Source organism: Vogesella mureinivorans, from assembly GCF_007644035.1.
Classification (GTDB): domain Bacteria; phylum Pseudomonadota; class Gammaproteobacteria; order Burkholderiales; family Chromobacteriaceae; genus Vogesella; species Vogesella mureinivorans.
Map to the genome: position 1 here is coordinate 1 of NZ_VMTV02000421.1, position 291 is coordinate 291.

Consider the following 291-nt stretch of genomic DNA (forward strand, 5'->3'; position numbering starts at 1 on the left):
CGGCGGCGCGCCAGACTCAGGTTCGCCAGCGCGAACAGCACCTGCAGCTGAGCGGCGTTCTTGGCCAAGCCGCGGTAGCGCACTTTGGTGAAGCCGAACTGGCACTTCACCACCCGGAACGGGTGCTCGACCCGCGCCCGCATCTGCGCCTTCAGCTTCTCAAGCCTTTGCGTCGCGTCCTTGAGCGCTCCCGCGACCATGCGCTTGCGGGTGCCGCGCTTGGCAGCGACATGCAGCTTGGCCTTGCCCTCCACGTACTTCTCGGCGCCGGTGTAACCGGCATCGGCATGC

1 protein-coding gene is annotated in these 291 nt (G+C 67.4%); it reads right to left on the minus strand.

Going from position 1 to position 291, the window contains the following annotated elements:
- A partial coding sequence (locus tag FLQ44_RS24365) for a transposase (protein WP_147694454.1) occupies positions 1-291 on the minus strand: 291 nt, incomplete at both ends.